We start from the raw sequence: 19,842 nt of genomic DNA, 5'->3' as shown, positions 1-19,842 counted from the left end.
TTTCTTTTTAAGAAAGAGTCTTGTATAGTTCTTGGAGCTTTGGTAGAAGCTCGTCTTTATGAACTTCCAGCATCTCACCTGTTCTTCTTACTTTCACTTCAACGATGCCTTCCCCTGCTTTCTTTCCGACCGTTATACGAATCGGAAGTCCAATCAGATCAGAGTCAGCGAATTTAACGCCTGGACGCTCAGCCCGATCATCCATTAATACATCATAACGATTTTCTATAAATGTGTCATATAGTTCGTTAGCAAGTATAGCCTGTGATTCATCCTTCATATTAATCGGAATTAAATGAAGGTCATATGGTGAAAGATTCGTTGGCCAAACCAGACCATTGTCATCATTAAATTGCTCTGCAACTGCTGCAAGGGTACGAGAGACACCTATTCCGTAACAACCCATGATGATCGACTGAGATCGGCCATTTTCATCCAAGAATGAGCTGCCTAATGCATCTGAATATCTTGTCCCCAGTTTGAATACATGTCCGACTTCAATTCCTTTTGCGAAAACTATCGTACCATTTCCGTCAGGAGAAGGGTCACCTTCTTGAATGAAGCGAAGATCTGCGTATTGAGAAACCTCAAAATCACGTTCAGGGTTCACGTTTGTGAAATGGTAGCCTGCTTCGTTAGCTCCTGATACACCGTTTCGAATGTATTTAACTGCTTGATCAGCAACGATTTTCACGTCTTTATCTAATGAACAAGGGCCAATTGATCCGATTTCACATCCGATGATTTCTTTCGTTTCTTCGGCTGATGCCAATTCAACTACACTAGCATTTAGAAGGTTCTTCACTTTGATATCGTTAATATCGTGATCACCACGGGATAGTACCAGTACATAATCATCATCTACCTTAAATAGTAGGGACTTCACACATTGAGCTTTCTCGATAGATAGAAAAGAGGAAACTTCTTCTATCGATTTACTCTCTGGTGTTGATACCTTTTCTAATTTGAGCATATCTTCAGCCGACTGAGTATAGGAATCCACTACTTCAGCCATTTCGATATTCGCTGCATAACCGGAATGATCGGAGTATGCAATCGTATCTTCGCCGACCTCAGATAATGCCATGAATTCATGTGTATCCTTACCACCCATCGCTCCAGAGTCAGCGATAACTGCTCTAAAATTCAGCCCGCATCGGTTGAATATATTTGAATACGCCTCAAATAATGCATTGTATGTTTCGTCCAGACTTTCAGAAGAAGAATGGAATGAATAGGCATCCTTCATAATGAATTCCCTTCCTCTAAGGAGTCCAAAACGTGGACGCTTTTCATCACGGTATTTAGTTTGAATTTGATACATCGTGAGGGGTAGACGTTTATATGATTTAATTTCGTCCCTTACTAAACTTGTAATCACTTCCTCGTGTGTTGCTCCAAGGGCAAATTCACGATCATGGCGATCATGCATTCTCATTAATTCAGGGCCATACGTTCCCCAGCGTCCCGATTCTTTCCAGAGCTCGGAAGGTTGCAGGGCAGGCATGAGCATTTCAACAGCACCTGCCGCATCTAATTCTTCACGAACAATCTCTTCCACTTTTTTTAATACTTTATTTCCTAATGGCAAAAAGCTATAAATACCACTTGCATTTTGTCTTATGAATCCTGCCCTCAAGAGAAGCTGATGACTCTTAATTTCTGCATCAGCTGGTGTTTCTCTTAAAGTAGGGATGAATGTATTACGCTGCTTCATCTATTAGCACCTCAGTTACCATATATATTATTTATGTAGTGTGTGAATTTCCTTCTCACTATTTTATCTTAAATCAACAGGCAGTGACACCCTCATTTTTTGATTATGGAGGGAGAAACTGCCTGTTCATGATTCATGCATTATATTTTATAAGAAAAATCGTTGAATGTCGTTCCATGTAACAACGAGCATGAGAACCATGAGAAGGGCAAACCCGACAAAATGGACCATTCCTTCCATTTGGCGATCCACCGGTTTTCCTCTTACCGCTTCAACTGCGAAGAACAGGAGTCTGCCTCCGTCAAGGGCAGGAATTGGCAGAAGGTTCATAATTCCCAGGTTGATACTTAAGATGGCTGCCCATCTCATCAGGTAGAATATACCTGATTTAGCCACAACATCCGTTGACTGATAGATTCCGACCGGTCCTGATAACGCATCGATCGAGAACTCACCGGACACAAGCTTTCCTAATAGAACAAAAATCATTTTGGTCCATTCATACGTTTGCTGTGCACTATTGGTCACCACTTTGAGAGGCGACTTTTCAACAGGACTATGAACACCAATGATCCCTATTTCTTCCCCTTCTATTTCTTGAGGTTTTGGGGTGACTGGAATCTCTGTGTTTGAGCCATTACGATCAACATTAAACCTCAGCTCATCCCCTGGGTGCTTCTGTATGATGGTGACAATATCATCCCAGGTCGAAATCTCTTTACCGTCTATACTTAAAATCACGTCATTTTTCTGAAGGCCGGCTTCTTTTGCCGCCCCATCTTCTGTGAGTTCACCAAGAACAGGATCATTCGTAGGAACCCCTTGCAATAAACCTACAAGTATGAAAATGAAGAAGGCTAAAATAAAGTTAAATAGAGGCCCGGCAAAAATGGCCATAGCCCGTTGGGGTAGTGACTTAGATGCAAATTGTCGATCCCAGGGAGCGATTTGTGTCTCGACACCATCTTCAATGAATACAGCGTCCCTGGAGATCAAAAAGGTTTTCAGTTCCTCCCCGTCTTCTTCGTATCCACGAATATGCAGTCTGTGCTCTAAATCCGCTTCTTCTACCTCAATGACACGAATGTTCGGATAGCGATCTTTGTTATTTAAGACAATTTTTTTAATTTTTTCATCCTGATCGAGTACAAGACCAACCCGATGCCCGGCCTTGAGCTCAACCATTTCCGGATCTTCCCCGGCCATTCGGACAAAGCCCCCAAGAGGCAATAAGCGAATCGTATAGGTTGTTTCATCCTTTTTATATGAAAACACTTTAGGACCAAACCCTATTGCGAATTCACGGCATAAAATGCCTGCACGCTTCGCGAAAATTAAATGTCCAAGCTCATGAAAAAATACTAAAGCTCCAAAAATAACAACAAAGGCAATCACCGTTTGCAAATAAAAAACCACCTTTTTTATAACCTGTTGGTAACAGATCTAAATGTTTGAAGTAAGCGTAAGAAACATGTCCACTATCATACTACGTTATAGAACATGGAAACATGCCCAAGTACGCTACAACCAGCTTGAAACAAGTTGTCGAGTCTGTTGATCAATCTCATGTATGGTTTCAAGACCTGGTCTATGTATCACTTGATGAGTAGACATAGCCTTCTCAATATACGCTTCAATATCCAGGAAAGATATCTTGTTTTCCAGGAACATGGAAACTGCTGCTTCATTTGCAGCATTAAGTACCGTCGTCATACTGCCGCCGATCCTTCCTGCTTCATAGGCAAAAGCAAGGCAGCGGAAACGATTTACATCCATCTCTTCAAAATGAAGCTTACCCATTTCGACTAAATCCAATCTCTTACCTGGTCTAATAAGTCTGTCCGGATAGGTTAAAGCATATTGAATCGGAACACGCATATCAGGCGTACCTAATTGAGCCATCACAGATGAATCGTGGAATTGAATCATGGAGTGGATAATGCTCTCTCTATGCTGCACCACCTCAATTTGGTCATAAGGAATATCAAATAACCAATGTGCTTCGATGACCTCTAACCCTTTGTTCATCATTGAAGCGGAGTCGATGGTAATCTTTGCTCCCATTGACCAATTAGGATGATTCAAGGCTTCTGTTACTGTGACACCCACTAAATCTTCTCTTGTCCGGTCCCTGAAGCTGCCTCCGGATGCTGTAATGATCAGTTTTTCAATATTCTTTTCTTGTTCTCCCTGCAGCGCTTGGAATATGGCAGAATGCTCACTATCAACCGGCAGTAAAGTAGTATTCTTTTTCCGGGCAGCCTCCATCACCAGATGTCCAGCCGTTACAAGCGTTTCCTTATTGGCAATGGCAATCATTTTCCCTGCCTCGATGGCTTGTAATGTGGGGTGAAGCCCCACGCTTCCCAGCACTGCGTTAACGAGTACGTTCGCATCCTGATGGCAAGCCACTTCCACCAAGCCTTCTTCCCCATAAAGAACCTTTACGGAAGACAATTCTTTCTTTAGTAATTCAGCATCCTCTTTGCGTTGAACAGAAATCAATTGAGGACTGAATTCCAGAATCATTTTTCTGGCTTCTTCTATATTTCTGCCAACAGACATAGCTGTCAGTTTGAATTCCTCAGGATTCTCACGGATTACATCAAGGGTTTGTGTCCCTATAGAACCGGTAGCTCCCAATAAGCTAATATTTTTCAACAACTACACTCCTCCCGCTAGAAACCTTCTACCTTTATAAAAGAAAGTGAAGAAGGGGAAACACAAATAATAAACTATCAAAACGATCCAGCATTCCACCATGTCCCGGTAATAAGTGCCCGGAATCTTTTACTTTATAATGTCTTTTCAAAGCTGATTCGACCAGGTCTCCAACTTGTCCAAAGACAGATAGAATAGCCGTCACGATCATAAGTTTAGGAATGGACATATCAAGGTCTGTGAAAAACGTCATGATAACTCCAACTACGATGGCACAAATAATCCCGCCAACAAAACCTTCGATGGTTTTGTTCGGACTGATTTGAGGCCATAGCTTCTTTTTCCCCATTGCTCTTCCGATGAAATAAGCTCCTGAGTCTGTTGCCCATATGATAAATAAAGCGTAGAAAACAAACTGTACCCCTTCATCCAAACGGATCTCCATGAAGTAATAGAAACCAATTCCTACATATAAAATGCTTAACAGAGCAAATGACACATCATCGAATGTATAACGATTCTTAGTTGCTACTGTATATGTTAAGAAGAGCAGCACGGCAAGAAAAGCCATTTCGATCTTGGAATAGCCAAAGTCTGCTAAGATCCCGATAGCATCGGTTGGGATCAAAAATACCCACAAAAGGGCCAAAGATAATAACCCGGGAATGGTAAAAATCCATTGCCCTCTCATCTTTAATGCTTCGTATAAACTGATGGAAGCAATAAGATACATTAAAATAATAAATGGTGTTTCACCAAAAATGATGATTGGTAAAAATATCGCTGCAGCTATCACTGCTGTAATAATTCTTTGTTTCATTAGGATTCCTCGCTTTGTAACCCACCAAATCTTCTTGAACGACCTTGATATGCTTCAATTGCTTCTATTAAATGTTCCTTGCCAAAATCCGGCCACAGTACGTCTGTAAAAAAGAACTCTGTATAAGCTAATTGCCAAAGCATAAAGTTACTTAAGCGGATTTCTCCACTCGTTCGAATAAGCAGGTCTGGATCTTTTAAATCTTTCGTCATCAAGTAACTTGAAAACACTTCTTCATTCAATTCGTTCTCATCTAGTATTCCATTCTGAACATCTTTTAAGACATGCTTCATAGAATCAATAATCTCAGAGCGGCTGCCATAATTTAAAGCAAAGTTTAATATCAGACCGTCATTATTCTCCGTGGCTTCCATCGCCTTAGTAACGGCTCTCTTAGTGTGGGTCGGCAAGGCATCATGAGAACCCATCATTTTCACCTGAACGTTTTCTTCTACTAATTCAGGCAGAAAGGTACCTAAAAATTCTTCTGGCAACTTCATAAGAAACTCAACTTCCATTTTTGGACGTTTCCAATTCTCAGTTGAGAAAGCATATAGAGTTAAAGCTTCTACACCTAATTCGTTTGCCAATTTGGTTATTCTTCTGATACATTTCATGCCTTCATGATGTCCAGCGACTCTAGGCAAGGCTCTTTTTTTTGCCCACCGTCCATTCCCATCCATAATGATAGCTATATGACCCGGAATCGGGTGTTTGACTAATTCTTGAAATCGATCATCCACTTCTTCGGAAGTTTGCTGTCTTTTCCATTGCTTAAGCTTGTTTAGCATAAAAATCCTCCACCAACAATCCAAAAAATATTTACCTTTACTATCATATCAAAAAACAAGGAAGATATCTTTAAGAAAATAGATTATGTACATTCATATATGTATTTTGAACGTTAAACGATGTCTTCTCTCAAAACGATAAAATCATGCAATGAGAAATGGAGAAGCCTGCTCTCATCATAGACACTCTAAACAAGCATAAAACAAAGGGACCGGCCCATAAGGAATATGAGTTCACTTATAGGTCAGCCCCTTAGGATTAGAATATGATTAATTATACTTCTAACATTTCTTGTTCTTTATCTTTTGCAATAGCATCAATCTTGACAATGCTTTCATCTGTTGCTTTCTGAACATCATCAGAATATCCACGAAGGTCATCTTCTGTAATGTCCCCGCTTTTCTCTTTTTTCTTAAGATTATCATTTGCATCACGACGAATATTGCGGATCGCCACTTTTGCATCTTCAGCTTCTCTTTTCACAAGCTTCACAAGTTCTTTACGACGTTCTTCCGTTAATGCTGGAACAACGATCCGGATAATGTTCCCGTCACTTGTAGGTGTAATTCCCAAGTCTGATTTCAATATCGCCTTTTCAATATCACCTAAAGCTGATTTATCATAAGGCTGGATGACTAACATACGAGCCTCCGGAATTGAAATACCTGCTAATTGGTTAACAGGTGTCGGTGCACCATAGTAATCAACGGTAATCTTATCAAGTAGAGATGCGTTTGCTCTTCCTGCACGGATGCTTGCTAACTCACGAGAAAATGTTTGAATAGCTTTTGTCATTCTTTCTTTTGCGTTTGTTATGATCGTATTTGGCATTATTCTCTCCCCCTAACGATTGTACCTATATTCTCACCTGTGATGGCTCTCTTAATATTCCCATCCTCCATAATAGAGAATACAATAAGTGGAATATCATTGTCCATACAAAGAGAAGAAGCTGTTGAATCCATTACAGCCAAACCTTCTTTCAGAACATCTAAATAGGAAAGTTCTTCATATTTAACAGCCGTCTCGTCCTTCTTAGGATCTGCTGAATATACACCATCTACGTTGTTTTTAGCCATCAGGATGACCTCTGCTTCGATTTCAGCTGCTCGAAGTGCCGCAGTAGTGTCAGTTGAGAAGTAAGGATTTCCGGTACCTGCTGCAAAAATCACAACACGTTTCTTCTCTAAGTGACGGATGGCTCTGCGTCTGATATATGGCTCTGCCACTTGACGCATATCAATTGAAGTTTGAACTCTGGTTTCGATGCCAATTTGCTCAAGGCTGTCTTGAAGAGCCAAAGAATTCATAACGGTAGCCAGCATCCCCATATAATCAGCAGATGCACGGTCCATTCCCATCTCACTACCTATCTTACCACGCCAGATATTACCTCCGCCAACGACAACTGCAACTTCAACATCAAGTTCAGCAATTTCTTTTACTTCTTCTGCTACATTTTTAATGACAGAAGGGTTTATTCCGAAGCCATCATCACCTGCTAATGCTTCTCCACTAAGTTTTAGAACGACACGTTTGTATTTTGGAACGCTCATGGGAACCTCCATAAAAATAGAATTTTTCTTGAAAAATAGGGAACACGCTAAGTGTTCCCTACTAAGAATTGTTTAGCTTTTATTATTTCTTAACTTGACTCATTACCTCTTCAGCAAAGTTGTCTTGACGTTTTTCAAGACCTTCCCCTACTTCGTAACGGATGAAATCAGTTAAAGTAGCTTTATTCGCTTCAAGGTATTGACGTACCTTTTGATCTGGATTCTTAACGAATGTCTGATCCAGGATACAGATATCTTCGAAGTATTTCCCAAGGCGGCCTTCAACCATTTTTTCTACGATGTTTTCAGGCTTTCCTTCATTTAATGCTTGTTGCTTAAGTACTTCACGCTCACGTTCTACTTCTTCAGCAGAAACCTGGTCACGGGATACATACTTAGGATTTAATGCTGCAGCATGCATAGCAACATCTTTCGCTACATTAGCATCAGTCGTACCTTCTACTACAGTCAGAACAGCAATACGGCCACCCATGTGCAGGTATTCACCGAATGCAGCGTTATTACCTTTAGTACGGATTTCAAATCGACGCAGAGTAATTTTTTCTCCGATTTTAGCGATAGCGGCATTGATGAATTCACTTACAGTTGAACCATTTGCCATTTTTTGATCTAGAGCATCTTCAACAGAAGCCGGTTTGTTAGCTAGTAAGTGATCAGCTAATTCTTTAACAAGGCTTTGGAAGTTTTCGTTTTTCGCAACGAAATCAGTTTCTGCATTCACTTCGAAAATGATAGCAGTATTCCCTTCGCTTGCAATGTAAGTAGTACCTTCAGCTGCAATACGATCAGCTTTCTTAGCTGCTTTCGCAATTCCTTTTTCACGTAGGAAGTCAATTGCTTTGTCCATATCTCCGTCAGTTTCTGTTAACGCTTTTTTACAATCCATCATTCCAGCGCCAGTTTTTTCACGAAGTTCTTTAACCATTTGTGCAGTAATTGCCATAGTGGGTTTCCTCCTTAGTTTGACTATGTAGACTTTTATCACCGTTTGGCGAAAGTCATAAAATGTACTGCCTCTATAGTAGAGTACAGTAGATGTGAATACTCTTTAAAAAAAGGTGATAAGGGTAAGCCCTCTTATCACCTTTCATTCATTACTCAGCTGCTACAGCTGCTTCTTCACCTTGCTTAGCTTCTAAAATAGCGTCAGCCATTTTACCTGTAAGAAGCTTAACCGCACGGATTGCATCGTCATTCGCAGGAATGACAACATCGATTTCATCCGGATCACAGTTAGTATCAACAATACCCACGATAGGGATATGAAGTTTACGTGCTTCTGCTACAGCGATACGCTCTTTACGAGGGTCGATGATGAATAATGCATCAGGTAGCGTGTTCATATCTTTGATTCCGCCTAGGAATTTAACTAAGCGTTCATGTTCTTTTTTAAGTTGTACTACTTCTTTCTTTGGAAGTACTTCAAACGTTCCGTCTTCTTCCATCTTCTCGATGTTTTTAAGACGTGTAATACGTTTTTGGATCGTTTCGAAGTTCGTAAGTGTTCCACCTAACCAACGTTGGTTGATGTAGTACATACCAGCACGTTCTGCTTCTTCTTTAACAGACTCTTGTGCTTGTTTCTTTGTTCCAACGAAAAGAACTTTACCGCCGTTACCAGCTAATTCTTTCACGAAGTTATAAGCTTCTTCAACCTTTTTAACTGTTTTTTGAAGGTCGATGATGTAGATGCCGTTACGCTCAGTGAAGATGTATCTCTTCATTTTTGGGTTCCAACGGCGAGTTTGGTGTCCGAAATGTACACCAGCTTCTAGCAATTGTTTCATAGAAATTACTGACATGTGTGTTTCCTCCTAAATGGTTTTTGTTTTCTCCTCCGTTTCCGTCATCTTGTAGTAGAAACTATTCGGTTGAATAGCACCATCCACCTCAATCGAGAAACGTGTGTAATAACACCATGAATACTATAGCATACCTATTCCAACCAATCAAGACATTCCTACATAATTTGACGGAATTTTAGAAGGAGCTCAATTTCCGTTTTCCCTTTTCCGACAGTTTGAGCTATTTCCTCGATGGTCTTCCCTTCCTTTTTAAGTGAGAGAACCTCTTGGATAAGGGGATCGTCGTTGGTTTTTACTGTTGGTTTCACTTCCAACTTTTTTTCGACAGCTCCCCTTTGTGGTGTTGGTGTTTGCTGATAGGCCTTTGAAGCTTGCTTATATCCTGCTCCTGACCATTTGGGAGTGGTTTGAAGCGGGGAACTGTTTCCATTTTCATCTTCCTTTTTGTCAGTGATACTTGTTTGACTTTTAGCATGATGATTAAAAGTCCTAATGAACTCTTCATTCTCTTCTTTCATTTCTATTAAATATGTAGAAATGACTTCTTCGAGTTCCATGATCATTTTCTTTTGTTCTTTTTCCATGTTAAGAAAACGATTTTGCCTTGAGTATAAAATGACGATTGCAAGCAAGGAGACGATATTAAGAAGAAAAGATATAAAAAGCAGGAATGTTACCATGTCATCACCTTAATTTAGTTTGATTTTAGTATTTCCTAATTATATAAAAGGACTGCTCCATTAACCGTTTTTCGTGGGAACAGTCCATCAATATCTATGGTTTGGGCTCATTGTGTGCACCGATAATCAATAGCGTTGGTTCAAGAGCCTAATAAAGTGCGCAGTTTAAAAATGGCCTTGGAATGTATTTGTGAAATTCGTGAGGTTGACAGTTTCATGACTTCCCCGATTTCCGTCAAAGTTAATTCCTCTTTATAAAATAAACTTAACACAAGCTGTTCTTTATCAGAAAGCGTCAGAATCGTTTTCTCTAACTCTGTTACCCTTTCACCTTTCAGCACTTCTTCCTCAGGTGTGATCGTCTTATCATCTTTAATAGAATAGCTTTGAGAGTCATGATCTTCATCGGTTAGTTGCTCATCCATGGAAAGGACATTGGCAAAGAAATGTTCATTGGTGGTTTGATATACTTCCTCAGGAGCCATCTCTAATGAGGCTGCTACTTCCTCTGCGGTCACGTGGCGTAATAGAATTTGTTCCAGCTCTACTGTTTTGGCTTCGATTTTTTTCGCCCTGTCTCTTGTTGATCTTGGTAGCCAGTCTTCTTTTCTCAGTCCGTCGAGAATGGCTCCCCGGACTCTGAACGAAGCATATGTATCGAACTTCAGATCTCTTGTTGGATCAAACTTCTGAAGTGCATCCAGTAAACCCATCAACCCAAGACTCTTTATATCTTCTCTCGAGACGTTTCTTGGCAGCCCAACGGAAATTCTCTGAACATGATACGACACAAGGGGCATGTATTTCTTCACTAGCATGTCACCTGCCTGGGTATCACGACTGTTAATCCATTTCTCCCAATATAGTTGTTCATCTGTTCGAGGGGGTTGCTGAGACATAAGAATCCTCCTTGCTTACTATTTTCTTCCTTGAAATTTGCATTAAGGTATAGAACTCCATGGTATGAGAAAACGAATGGATCTTCCCTGTTAAATCTACTCCTTGAAACTTTTCATTGACTCATAATTCTCTCGTTCCTTCATTTACCGTGCGAACATGAAGGATCCCGGTTGACGTGAAGAATTCGATGGTTCTCCCTTTATTACCACCCAAATCCTCTGCAACAATTGGCACTCGATGCTTCAAGAGAGCCTCTTTGACCGCTTCAGCATTCCTTGGGCCAATTCTCATCACATCGCTTTTTGATTTGAATTGAAACATTTGTGCACCGCCAGCCATTTTGCACTTAAGTCTTTCAACTTTCGCACCCCGTTCTCCCAGTTGTCGGATTAGTTCATCTATTCCAGTGTCTGCATATTTAGCTAATTTCATGGAAGGCTCTTTCCCTAACGATGAATGAGGGAGCATGACGTGGACCATACCAGCCAATTTGATAATCTCATCGTATAATACCACCCCAATGCAAGAACCTAAGCCCGATGTACGAATTGAACTTCCCTTACTAACGATATTCATATCTGCAATCCCCACCCTTACCACTGTGTTCACTTCAATCATAGCCTCACACCGAGGGATTGGAAGATGATTTCAAATGAATCGGGATCCGGTAAGAGGAAGAAGTGGCCTTTCACACTTTCCGATTCCTCAAATTCTTCTTCTTTTAAGGCTGTATCTATAACAATCGCATAATCACTTACCTGAGAAATTTCCAGTAAACCGAAACCGATAATGGCACCAGCCATATCTACAGATAAAGCGGGAACAGAAGGTAACAGCTTAAGACTCGTAAAGTCGGATAAGGAAGACAAATAAGAACCTGAGAGAATATTCCCCAACTCTTGCATGGCAGATAAACCTAATTCTGAATACGGTGGTTCACTAAAGGAAAACGATCGATCCTGTATCATTGTTCGAATATAAGTAGAAGCTTGTTCAAGAGGCAATAAAAAAAACATACTTCCCGGTGCATCCCCTTCAATTCTTAAGAACACACTTACGACAACATTATCCGGTCCTCCTGCCATGTCCATCATTTCATCGAATGTAACAACCTGGACACTGGGTACCTTCATGTCAATTTTCTTATCCAGAAGAGTAGAGAGGGCAGTTGCTGCATGCCCCGCTCCAATATTTCCGATTTCTTTCAAAATATCTAGGTGCATTGACGATATTTTCTTCTCATAACCCATTCGTATCTGTTCTCCTTAGATGGATTGCAGTATTTTGTCTAAATGAAGTAGAATCAATAATCGTTTATTTTGCTTTACTACTCCACCAATGTACTCTGCTTCTACTACCCCGACAACTTCCGGTGAAGGTTCAATCGTTTCTCTATCTACATCCAACACATCATTTGCCGCATCGACGATCAATCCTACTTCTTTATCATCTAAACCTACGATAATCACACGGGTGCTCTCGGTTGGCACAGAAGAGGGTAAATCGAACCGGCTTCTTAAATCGATGATGGGGGTTACGACACCACGTAAATTTATTACACCTTTAACATAGGCAGGCGTTCTAGGCACTCTCGTTATATGCTGTGGCTTCTCAATTGATCTGACCTGATCGACAGGAATGGCATATTCCTTATCCACCAATTGGAATACGATCAACTTTAGGTCTTCCATCGTCTCTGACACTACACTCATTTCCCTTACCTCCTATTTAATCAATGCATTGCAATCAACAATCAGTGCTACCTGCCCATCACCCAATATGGTTGCACCTGAAATGGCGAATACATCATTAAGATAATTCCCTAAAGATTTCAGCACGATTTCCTGTTGACCAATGAATGAATCCACTACCAAACCTGCCATTTTTTCTCCTTTGCGGACAACTACGACAGAATAATACTCTTCATCCTTTGAATCTTTAGGAACTTCGAATACATCCTCCAGGAATAACAAAGGAACCACCTTGCCTCTGAAATCTATCACTCTTTGATTATGTGCATTCATGATCTCTTCTTTTTTGACTATGGCCGTCTCGATAATGGAAGAAAGGGGGATTGCGTATTTCTCAGCTTCAATCTCAACAAGCATGACAGAAATAATCGATAAGGTTAATGGCAATTGAATAGAAAACAATGATCCTTGACCAGCACTGGAGTCGATTGTAATGGCACCACCTAATGACTCGATCGTCGCTTTAACTACATCCAATCCAACACCTCTACCAGAGATGTCTGAGATTTGGTCAGCTGTTGAAAAACCTGACGCCAGGATAAGTTCATAGATTTGTCGATCGGATAAGGTTTGCGCCACTTCTTCTGATACAATTCCTTTTTGAATCGCTTTCTCCATCACTCGCTGTTTATTAATACCTGCACCATCATCTTCAAGTTCAATAAATACATGATTTCCGCTATGATAGGCTTTCAGCTTGACTGTCCCTTGCTCAGGCTTACCATTTTTCGAGCGAATCTCAGGCATTTCAATTCCGTGATCCAGGGCATTACGAATTAAGTGGACGAGTGGATCTCCGATTTCATCGATCACCGTCCGATCAAGTTCTGTTTCTGCCCCTATGATTTCTAATTCAATTTTCTTATTTAAATCTCTTGCAAGCTGTCTTACCATGCGGGGAAAGCGGTTAAATACCGTTTCGACAGGAACCATCCGCATAGTGAGGATGATGCTTTGTAAGTCTCCGGAAATCCGTGTCATTCTTTCAACCGTTTCATTTAATTCCGGATTATTTAAATCTTTTGAGATTTGTTCCAATCTGCCTCTATCTATGACAAGTTCTTCAAAAAGGTTCATCAGTACATCCAGTCGCTCAATGTTTACACGTATCGTTTTGCTCGATGGATTCGATTGTTTTGATGTTTTATTTGTTTCTTTAGGTATCATGTCTTCCTGTTCTCTTACAACTGCTACTGGTGACTGTTCCTCCATTGCATTCATTTCTTTATTGTGAATATGTTGTGAGGTCAGTTCCATTAACGTGACTTCTTCAACCTCAGAGACGTTACGTATATTCTTTTCTATGTCACATGCATCCTCTTTTGATACAACAGCTATAACAAAGGATTGATCGAACTGTTCTTCTTCCAGCTGATCGACAGTAGGGAAAGACTTGATGACTTCTCCGAGTTTTTCCAGCACTTCGAAAACCATATATACTCTTGCTGCTTTTAACAGACAGTCATCCCGCAAGGAAACGGTAATTTCAAAGCATCGGAAACCCTGCTCGTAGGATTGCTGAATAACGGTTTGTTCAAATGCTTCGTACTTCATGGACAATGTATGTATTTCAGGCGCTATGGTTGCGGCAGCTTCATTGCTTACTGATTGTAAACTTTCACCTTTTTCAATTGCTTGGAGGAGGGTGACTACTTCTGTCACGTCCCGTTTCCCATCTCCCCCGTCCGCGATAGAAAAGACCATTGCTTCCAGGTCGTCAACAGATTTAAACACTACATCCAATATCTCTGGTGTCACTTTAATTTTTTCATTACGTATAGCATCCAGAACATTCTCCATTTTATGGGTAAGGTTTGCTAAATCTTCGTACCCCATCGTTGCAGACATTCCTTTTAACGTGTGAGCTGAACGAAAAATTTCATTAACAATCGCAAGGTTTTCAGGGTTTTTCTCCAATTCCAGTAATTGCTCATTACAGGTTTGTAGGTTTTCCTTACTCTCTTCTATAAAAACTTCTAAATATTGACTCAATTCCATGTGCTCCACACCTCTCTACAACATGTACTTCATAATAGATTGAGAAATATCCTCGATATGTTCCACGCTGTCTACTAAATTTGTAGCGATAGCCGATTTCGGCATTCCAAACACAATACAAGTCTCTTTTGATTCCGCAATGGCCCTCACTTCGCCCGTTTCTTTCAGCTTGATTAATCCTTCAGAGCCATCGGAGCCCATCCCTGTCATTATGACAGCTATTTTCCCATAATTTCGAAGCAGGCTTGCGGATTCGAACAATACGTCTACGGAAGGTCTGTGACCATTTCGTGGTGCTTCTTCCTTTGATAATTCAAAGGCTAAATGTGCTCCATGCTCGACCACCTTTGTATGAAAACCACCCGGTGCTATATATGCTGTTCCTTTTTGAAGGATTTCTTCATGCTCCGCTTCCTTCACTTTAATGGCGGATTGACCATCTAACCGAATGGCCAGTGAGTTGGTAAAGCCCGGTGGCATGTGCTGTACCACTACCACTGGGGCATCCAGTTGAGGAGATAATTCTGTCAGCACCTGCTGTAAAGCACGCGGACCTCCTGTTGATGTTCCTATAAGGATCAATTTCGGTGAATCCCTGGTCCATTTAAGGTCAGAAGGTAACGTTGGTACAGCTCCTTTAGCAGGTTTACTTGAATCTACCGACTCTGTCCTTTTTCGAAAAGCGCTGGTTATTTTCGTCATGTTCACCTTGCTTGCCGATATTACTTTTTCAACCATTTCATCTTGAACTTTATGAAGGTCCAAGGAAATGGTTCCTGAAGGTTTCGCGATAAAATCAACAGCTCCAAGCTCCATGGCTTTGACGGTCTCCTCCGCCCCCTCTTTGGTTGTAGATGAGAGCATCACAACAGGCAACGGACATTCCCCCATGATTCTCCTTAAGGCTTCTATTCCATTCATCTTTGGCATTTCCACGTCAAGGGTCACGACGTCGGGACGGAGTTTTTTAATTTTTGAGATCGCATCTTCACCATTTCTGGCAATTCCTATCACTTCTAGCTGTTTGGAGGCTGTTAGAAAATCACCAATAAGTTTTCTCATAAATGCTGAATCATCTACAACTAGAACTTTTTTCATTCAGGAATTTTACCTCCCAAAAAATAAATTTCTCATACTCTTTAAAAAACCTGTCTGATTACTCACTGGTCGAAAAGGTCCCCCGACAATTTGATGCAACATCGTACGAAGACTTAAGGTCATGGCTGAAGCAGGGTATCCGACGACTATGGGTCTTTGATGAATGACCGCCTTCCTTACCGTTGAATCTTCAGGTAAGACCCCTAAAGAAACGATCTCCTTATGAAGGAATTTCCTCACCGTTTCTTGTAATCTCGTAATCGTTTCAAGACCTTCCTTCTTGAATTCCGCCCGATTACATATCAGATAGAACGGTTTCTCTTGATCCCTCATATAAATATATTTCATCATCGAGTAAGCATCTGTAATCGAGGTAGGTTCAGGTGTCGTGACAACAATGATTTCATCCATCGCCAAGAGAAATTCCAACGTTTCTTTCGTAGCTCCTGCACCCATATCAAAAAGAATGTAATCATACTTTTGAACTATATGCTCCATTACTTCAAAGAACCGTTCTATCTGCTTCTCTTGCCACTCCACGATATTCTTAAGACCATTCCCCCCACTTATGTAAGAGATACCATGAACATTTTCACATATAATTGTGTCGATATCTAGTTCTTTTTCCTCAATATAATCCATGATTGAGTAAGAATGATGACTTCCTAGTAAAATATGAATATTTCCCATGCCGATATCCAGGTCAACTAATAATACTTTCTTATCTTCTTTACCAAGCAAAACAGAAAGGTTAGTGGAGATATTCGATTTACCAACCCCACCCTTTCCGCTTACTACTGCAATCGTTTTAGCGGGGGAAGAGTCGCCATTGACCATTTTCCGCCTTAGGTTATATGCTTGATCTCTCATATCGAAATCCTTTCATTAGTAAATGACCTATTTCTTCAACATTCACCTCGGTAATATCCTCCGGTACACCCTGACCGACCGTAACATAAGATGCACCTATCTTGACCTCTGTCATCATATTGATCATAGAGCCGTAACTGGATGTTTCATCTAGTTTCGTGAAAATGAACCGATCAATGTCAATAGAAGAAAACTGTGAAATGATTTCCTCCATATCCCTCTCCTTGCTGGTCAGGGAAAGAACCAGAAACGTCTCCATCTGGTGGTCAAAGTCAATAATTCCCCGCAAATCCTCTACATATTTCTTTTCTCTGAAATTCCTGCCTGCAGTATCAATGAAAACATGGTCGTAGTCCTGAAATTTATCGATTGCTTTTTTAAAGTCTTCTATTTTATAGACTACTTCTACTGGAACATTCAACAGACCTGCATATGTCTTTAGTTGCTCGATCGCTGCAATACGATACGTATCCGTCGTGATGAAAGCTATTTTCATCCGTTTCTCTATGACTGCTTCAGCCGCCATTTTCGCTAGAGTAGTTGTTTTCCCCACACCGGTTGGGCCTATCACGTTAATGTATTTCTTCTTGTAACTCATACCACCCAAAGCGATTCCTTTCAGAAGACCCTCCAGAAAATGTTTGACTTCCTGTTTAGCCCATTCATTTCGATTGTTCCCTGGAAGAAATCCACTCTTGATTCTCTCTTCTAGATAGTCCCCCAACCGGAAAAGAGTAGTATCACTAATGTCATGATCTTTTAGAAATAACAAGATTTCTTGAACATCTTCATCGAATTTCTCGAATTGATTTTTTGATTTAATAGTAGAAATCATTTGTTTTAGTTCTTTTAATTCTGACTCTACCGAATTATTAGGAACTTCGTATTTTTTTTCGGGTGGAGAAGGATGAGCGAATGGTGCAGATTTCGCATTCATTCTACTCATCTCTATCTTTTCACTTTCAACCTCTGGATCAATGGCCGCAATGACTTCAATCATTTTCTTTTTGAATAACCCCATGAAACCACCCGTATATGCTACTTTAGAGTTTAGTATGACGGCATCATCCCCTAATTCTGCTCTGACCTTTTTCATTGCCTCATTCATGGAAGGTGCTGCATATTTCTTTACTTTCATCCGAGATTCACCACCCCTAAACTTTGTACTTCTACATTTGCTTCCAATTCGTTATATGAAATGATCGGTACTTGCGGAAAATACCTTTCTGTTAATTGTCTTACGTACATTCTCACAGCAGGGGAACACAGAATAATCGGTGACTCCTCCATAAGAGACAACTGTTCCACTTGAGATGCGACTGCCTCCAGGATTCCTTGAGAATCATTTGGATCCATGGATAAATAATTTCCATGTTCCGTTTGTTGAATGGCGTCGGCAATCAATTTTTCAACCTTTCCTGCCATAGTCACAACCTTTAAGGAAGCATCTCCTTGAACATATTGACTGGTAATTTGTCTAGCCAACGATTGCCTGACATATTCAGCTAAAAGATCTGTATCTGAACTCATTTTGGCATAGTCAGCAAGTGTTTCAAAAATAATCGGCAAGTTTCTGATAGACACATTTTCCTTTAACAACTTGGCTAATACTTTTTGTACTTCACCTACTGTTAAAGGATTCGGTGTCACTTCTTCCACTAATATCGGGTAGGATTCCTGCAGGTGATCAATGAGCTGTTTCGTCTCCTGCCTGCCCAGTAGCTCATGAGCATTGGTTTTAATCATTTCGGTTATGTGGGTTGACACCACTGACGGCGGATCCACAACCGTATATCCGAATATTTCTGCCTGCTCTTTCATTTCTTCTGAAATCCATTTAGCCGGAAGACCGAATGATGGCTCGATTGTATCAATTCCCTCAATGGAATCATCCTCCACACCCGGACTCATGGCTAAATAATGATCAAGCAAAAGCTCTCCTCGAGCCATCTCATTGCCTTTAATTTTCAAGCGGTATTCATTCGGTTGAAGTTGTATATTGTCCCGGATCCTCACTACAGGTATGACCAGCCCCAGCTCTATCGCTAATTGACGTCGTATCATTACAATCCGGTCAAGGAGATCTCCTCCCTGATTCGTATCAGCAAGGGGAATCAGACCATATCCGAACTCAAATTCGATGGGATCGACATTCAGTAAGTTCACGACGCTCTCCGGACTTTTCATTTCGTCCTGCTCTACTTCTTCTTCCATTTCCATCATGTCAGATTCAGTTTCCTTAGGTGACCGTGAAAGCATGAAGGCTCCTACCCCCATAAGGGCTGCCACTGGAATAGTTAAGATATCATTAATAGGAGTTGCTACACCCAGCATGAAGATCGTGAAGGCGGCTACGTACAGCATCGCAGGATAAGCCAGTAGCTGATTCATGATATCCTGTCCCAGATTCCCTTCAGATGCGGCTCTGGTTACCACGATGCCTGTGGCTGTTGAAATCAATAGGGCAGGAATCTGGCTGACGATTCCGTCTCCGACTGTAAGTAAGGAATATCGGGTTGCCGCTTCGGCGATAGGCAGCCCTTGTTGTGTCATGCCAATAATAATACCGAAGATTAAATTGATCATGACAATGACAATTCCGGCTATGGCATCTCCCTTAACAAACTTAGATGCCCCGTCCATGGCACCATAGAAATCTGCTTCCCGACCTACTTTCTCCCGACGATTTCTGGCATCATGCTCTGAAATCATCCCGGCATTCAAATCGGCATCTATACTCATCTGCTTACCGGGCATTGCGTCAAGTGTAAATCTTGCCGCAACCTCGGACACACGCTCAGATCCTTTTGTTATGACAATAAATTGGATCACGATGAGGATAATGAATACTACGAGACCGACGAGAATATTTCCTCCTACAACGAATGTTCCAAAGGTTTCCACAACGTCCCCTGCTTCACCTTTACTAAGGATCGATCTCGTTGTGGAAACATTTAGACCTAATCGAAAAAGTGTTAACAATAATAATAAGGAAGGAAATATAGAAAATTGCAATGGTTCATTCATATTCATCGTGGTTAGGAGTACAAGGAGTGCAAGTGAAATATTAACGATGATCAATAAGCTTAATAACCAGGATGGGAACGGGATGATAAGCATGGCAACGATTAATATGACACTGGCTAGTACGGATAAATCTCTTGCTGACATTG

19 protein-coding genes are annotated in these 19,842 nt (G+C 40.9%); all 19 read right to left on the bottom strand.

What is annotated here, in order from left to right; all coding sequences use genetic code 11:
- Positions 1-7 precede the first annotated feature (7 nt).
- Positions 8-1,717, bottom strand: coding sequence for a proline--tRNA ligase (locus ACIFOD_RS10180; protein ID WP_430314501.1), 1,710 nt, complete (start codon positions 1,715-1,717; stop codon positions 8-10).
- Between the two features lie 147 nt (positions 1,718-1,864).
- Positions 1,865-3,121: an RIP metalloprotease RseP gene (rseP, locus tag ACIFOD_RS10175; protein ID WP_397551684.1), complete on the bottom strand. Its 1,257-nt coding sequence runs from the start codon at positions 3,119-3,121 to the stop codon at positions 1,865-1,867.
- 117 nt (positions 3,122-3,238) lie between these two features.
- The gene (dxr, locus tag ACIFOD_RS10170; RefSeq protein WP_430314500.1) at positions 3,239-4,378 is read right to left on the bottom strand and encodes a 1-deoxy-D-xylulose-5-phosphate reductoisomerase; all 1,140 of its coding nucleotides are present in this window, start codon (positions 4,376-4,378) and stop codon (positions 3,239-3,241) included.
- A gap of 34 nt (positions 4,379-4,412) precedes the next feature.
- Positions 4,413-5,198 carry a phosphatidate cytidylyltransferase gene (locus tag ACIFOD_RS10165; protein ID WP_397551685.1) on the bottom strand — a complete coding sequence of 262 codons (786 nt, stop codon included), beginning with the start codon at positions 5,196-5,198 and terminating at the stop codon, positions 4,413-4,415.
- The gene (locus ACIFOD_RS10160) at positions 5,198-5,989 is read right to left on the bottom strand and encodes an isoprenyl transferase (RefSeq protein ID WP_430314499.1); all 792 of its coding nucleotides are present in this window, start codon (positions 5,987-5,989) and stop codon (positions 5,198-5,200) included. The genes ACIFOD_RS10165 and ACIFOD_RS10160 overlap by 1 nt, the downstream gene beginning before the upstream one ends.
- A 274-nt stretch (positions 5,990-6,263) precedes the next feature.
- Positions 6,264-6,821 carry a ribosome recycling factor gene (gene frr, locus ACIFOD_RS10155; protein WP_430314498.1) on the bottom strand — a complete coding sequence of 186 codons (558 nt, stop codon included), beginning with the start codon at positions 6,819-6,821 and terminating at the stop codon, positions 6,264-6,266.
- Positions 6,821-7,546: a UMP kinase gene (gene pyrH / locus ACIFOD_RS10150; protein ID WP_113968196.1), complete on the bottom strand. Its 726-nt coding sequence runs from the start codon at positions 7,544-7,546 to the stop codon at positions 6,821-6,823. The genes frr and pyrH overlap by 1 nt, the downstream gene beginning before the upstream one ends.
- A gap of 82 nt (positions 7,547-7,628) precedes the next feature.
- Positions 7,629-8,510: a translation elongation factor Ts gene (gene tsf, locus ACIFOD_RS10145; RefSeq protein WP_430314497.1), complete on the bottom strand. Its 882-nt coding sequence runs from the start codon at positions 8,508-8,510 to the stop codon at positions 7,629-7,631.
- A 151-nt stretch (positions 8,511-8,661) separates the two neighbouring features.
- Positions 8,662-9,369 carry a 30S ribosomal protein S2 gene (rpsB, locus tag ACIFOD_RS10140; protein ID WP_034760179.1) on the bottom strand — a complete coding sequence of 236 codons (708 nt, stop codon included), beginning with the start codon at positions 9,367-9,369 and terminating at the stop codon, positions 8,662-8,664.
- A gap of 158 nt (positions 9,370-9,527) precedes the next feature.
- Complete coding sequence (locus ACIFOD_RS10135; RefSeq protein ID WP_430314496.1) at positions 9,528-9,956, bottom strand: hypothetical protein; 429 nt, start codon at positions 9,954-9,956, stop codon at positions 9,528-9,530.
- A gap of 236 nt (positions 9,957-10,192) precedes the next feature.
- A complete protein-coding gene (locus ACIFOD_RS10130) occupies positions 10,193-10,951 on the bottom strand; it encodes a FliA/WhiG family RNA polymerase sigma factor (protein ID WP_430314495.1) in 759 nt (252 codons plus the stop codon).
- A gap of 121 nt (positions 10,952-11,072) precedes the next feature.
- The gene (locus ACIFOD_RS10125; protein WP_430314494.1) at positions 11,073-11,570 is read right to left on the bottom strand and encodes a chemotaxis protein CheD; all 498 of its coding nucleotides are present in this window, start codon (positions 11,568-11,570) and stop codon (positions 11,073-11,075) included.
- Positions 11,567-12,202: a chemotaxis protein CheC gene (locus tag ACIFOD_RS10120; RefSeq protein WP_430314493.1), complete on the bottom strand. Its 636-nt coding sequence runs from the start codon at positions 12,200-12,202 to the stop codon at positions 11,567-11,569. Before ACIFOD_RS10120 ends, ACIFOD_RS10125 begins: the two co-directional genes overlap by 4 nt.
- Before the next feature lie 15 nt (positions 12,203-12,217).
- The gene (locus ACIFOD_RS10115) at positions 12,218-12,643 is read right to left on the bottom strand and encodes a chemotaxis protein CheW (protein WP_430314697.1); all 426 of its coding nucleotides are present in this window, start codon (positions 12,641-12,643) and stop codon (positions 12,218-12,220) included.
- Between the two features lie 33 nt (positions 12,644-12,676).
- Complete coding sequence (locus tag ACIFOD_RS10110) at positions 12,677-14,701, bottom strand: chemotaxis protein CheW (protein ID WP_430314492.1); 2,025 nt, start codon at positions 14,699-14,701, stop codon at positions 12,677-12,679.
- A 15-nt stretch (positions 14,702-14,716) separates the two neighbouring features.
- The gene (locus tag ACIFOD_RS10105) at positions 14,717-15,799 is read right to left on the bottom strand and encodes a protein-glutamate methylesterase/protein-glutamine glutaminase (RefSeq protein ID WP_430314491.1); all 1,083 of its coding nucleotides are present in this window, start codon (positions 15,797-15,799) and stop codon (positions 14,717-14,719) included.
- Positions 15,800-15,808: 9 nt separating this feature from the next.
- Positions 15,809-16,669, bottom strand: a complete 861-nt coding sequence (locus tag ACIFOD_RS10100; protein ID WP_430314490.1) for a MinD/ParA family protein — start codon at positions 16,667-16,669, stop codon at positions 15,809-15,811.
- Positions 16,650-17,807, bottom strand: coding sequence for a flagellar biosynthesis protein FlhF (flhF, locus tag ACIFOD_RS10095; RefSeq protein WP_430314489.1), 1,158 nt, complete (start codon positions 17,805-17,807; stop codon positions 16,650-16,652). Before flhF ends, ACIFOD_RS10100 begins: the two co-directional genes overlap by 20 nt.
- Positions 17,804-19,840, bottom strand: a complete 2,037-nt coding sequence (flhA, locus tag ACIFOD_RS10090) for a flagellar biosynthesis protein FlhA (protein WP_430314488.1) — start codon at positions 19,838-19,840, stop codon at positions 17,804-17,806. Before flhA ends, flhF begins: the two co-directional genes overlap by 4 nt.
- Positions 19,841-19,842 lie beyond the last annotated feature (2 nt).

Origin of the sequence: Rossellomorea sp. NRS-1567, from assembly GCF_050467885.1 — a bacterium.
Taxonomy (GTDB): Bacteria; Bacillota; Bacilli; order Bacillales; family Bacillaceae_B; genus Rossellomorea; species Rossellomorea aquimaris_C.
This window is presented reverse-complemented; position numbering and strand designations above follow the sequence as displayed.

Bases quoted from the DNA above. Each gene is read 5' to 3' on its own strand.
- flhA (WP_430314488.1), bottom strand. From the start codon at position 19,840: ATGTCAGCAAGAGATTTATCCGTACTAGCCAGTGTCATATTAATCGTT.
- ACIFOD_RS10105 (WP_430314491.1), bottom strand. From the start codon at position 15,799: ATGAAAAAAGTTCTAGTTGTAGATGATTCAGCATTTATGAGAAAACTT.
- rpsB (WP_034760179.1), bottom strand. From the start codon at position 9,369: ATGTCAGTAATTTCTATGAAACAATTGCTAGAAGCTGGTGTACATTTC.
- ACIFOD_RS10100 (WP_430314490.1), bottom strand. From the start codon at position 16,669: ATGAGAGATCAAGCATATAACCTAAGGCGGAAAATGGTCAATGGCGAC.
- ACIFOD_RS10110 (WP_430314492.1), bottom strand. From the start codon at position 14,701: ATGGAATTGAGTCAATATTTAGAAGTTTTTATAGAAGAGAGTAAGGAA.
- frr (WP_430314498.1), bottom strand. From the start codon at position 6,821: ATGCCAAATACGATCATAACAAACGCAAAAGAAAGAATGACAAAAGCT.
- pyrH (WP_113968196.1), bottom strand. From the start codon at position 7,546: ATGAGCGTTCCAAAATACAAACGTGTCGTTCTAAAACTTAGTGGAGAA.
- ACIFOD_RS10135 (WP_430314496.1), bottom strand. From the start codon at position 9,956: ATGGAAAAAGAACAAAAGAAAATGATCATGGAACTCGAAGAAGTCATT.
- ACIFOD_RS10165 (WP_397551685.1), bottom strand. From the start codon at position 5,198: ATGAAACAAAGAATTATTACAGCAGTGATAGCTGCAGCGATATTTTTA.
- flhF (WP_430314489.1), bottom strand. From the start codon at position 17,807: ATGAAAGTAAAGAAATATGCAGCACCTTCCATGAATGAGGCAATGAAA.
- tsf (WP_430314497.1), bottom strand. From the start codon at position 8,510: ATGGCAATTACTGCACAAATGGTTAAAGAACTTCGTGAAAAAACTGGC.
- ACIFOD_RS10125 (WP_430314494.1), bottom strand. From the start codon at position 11,570: ATGATTGAAGTGAACACAGTGGTAAGGGTGGGGATTGCAGATATGAAT.
- ACIFOD_RS10180 (WP_430314501.1), bottom strand. From the start codon at position 1,717: ATGAAGCAGCGTAATACATTCATCCCTACTTTAAGAGAAACACCAGCT.
- ACIFOD_RS10115 (WP_430314697.1), bottom strand. From the start codon at position 12,643: ATGGAAGACCTAAAGTTGATCGTATTCCAATTGGTGGATAAGGAATAT.
- ACIFOD_RS10120 (WP_430314493.1), bottom strand. From the start codon at position 12,202: ATGGGTTATGAGAAGAAAATATCGTCAATGCACCTAGATATTTTGAAA.
- ACIFOD_RS10160 (WP_430314499.1), bottom strand. From the start codon at position 5,989: ATGCTAAACAAGCTTAAGCAATGGAAAAGACAGCAAACTTCCGAAGAA.
- ACIFOD_RS10130 (WP_430314495.1), bottom strand. From the start codon at position 10,951: ATGTCTCAGCAACCCCCTCGAACAGATGAACAACTATATTGGGAGAAA.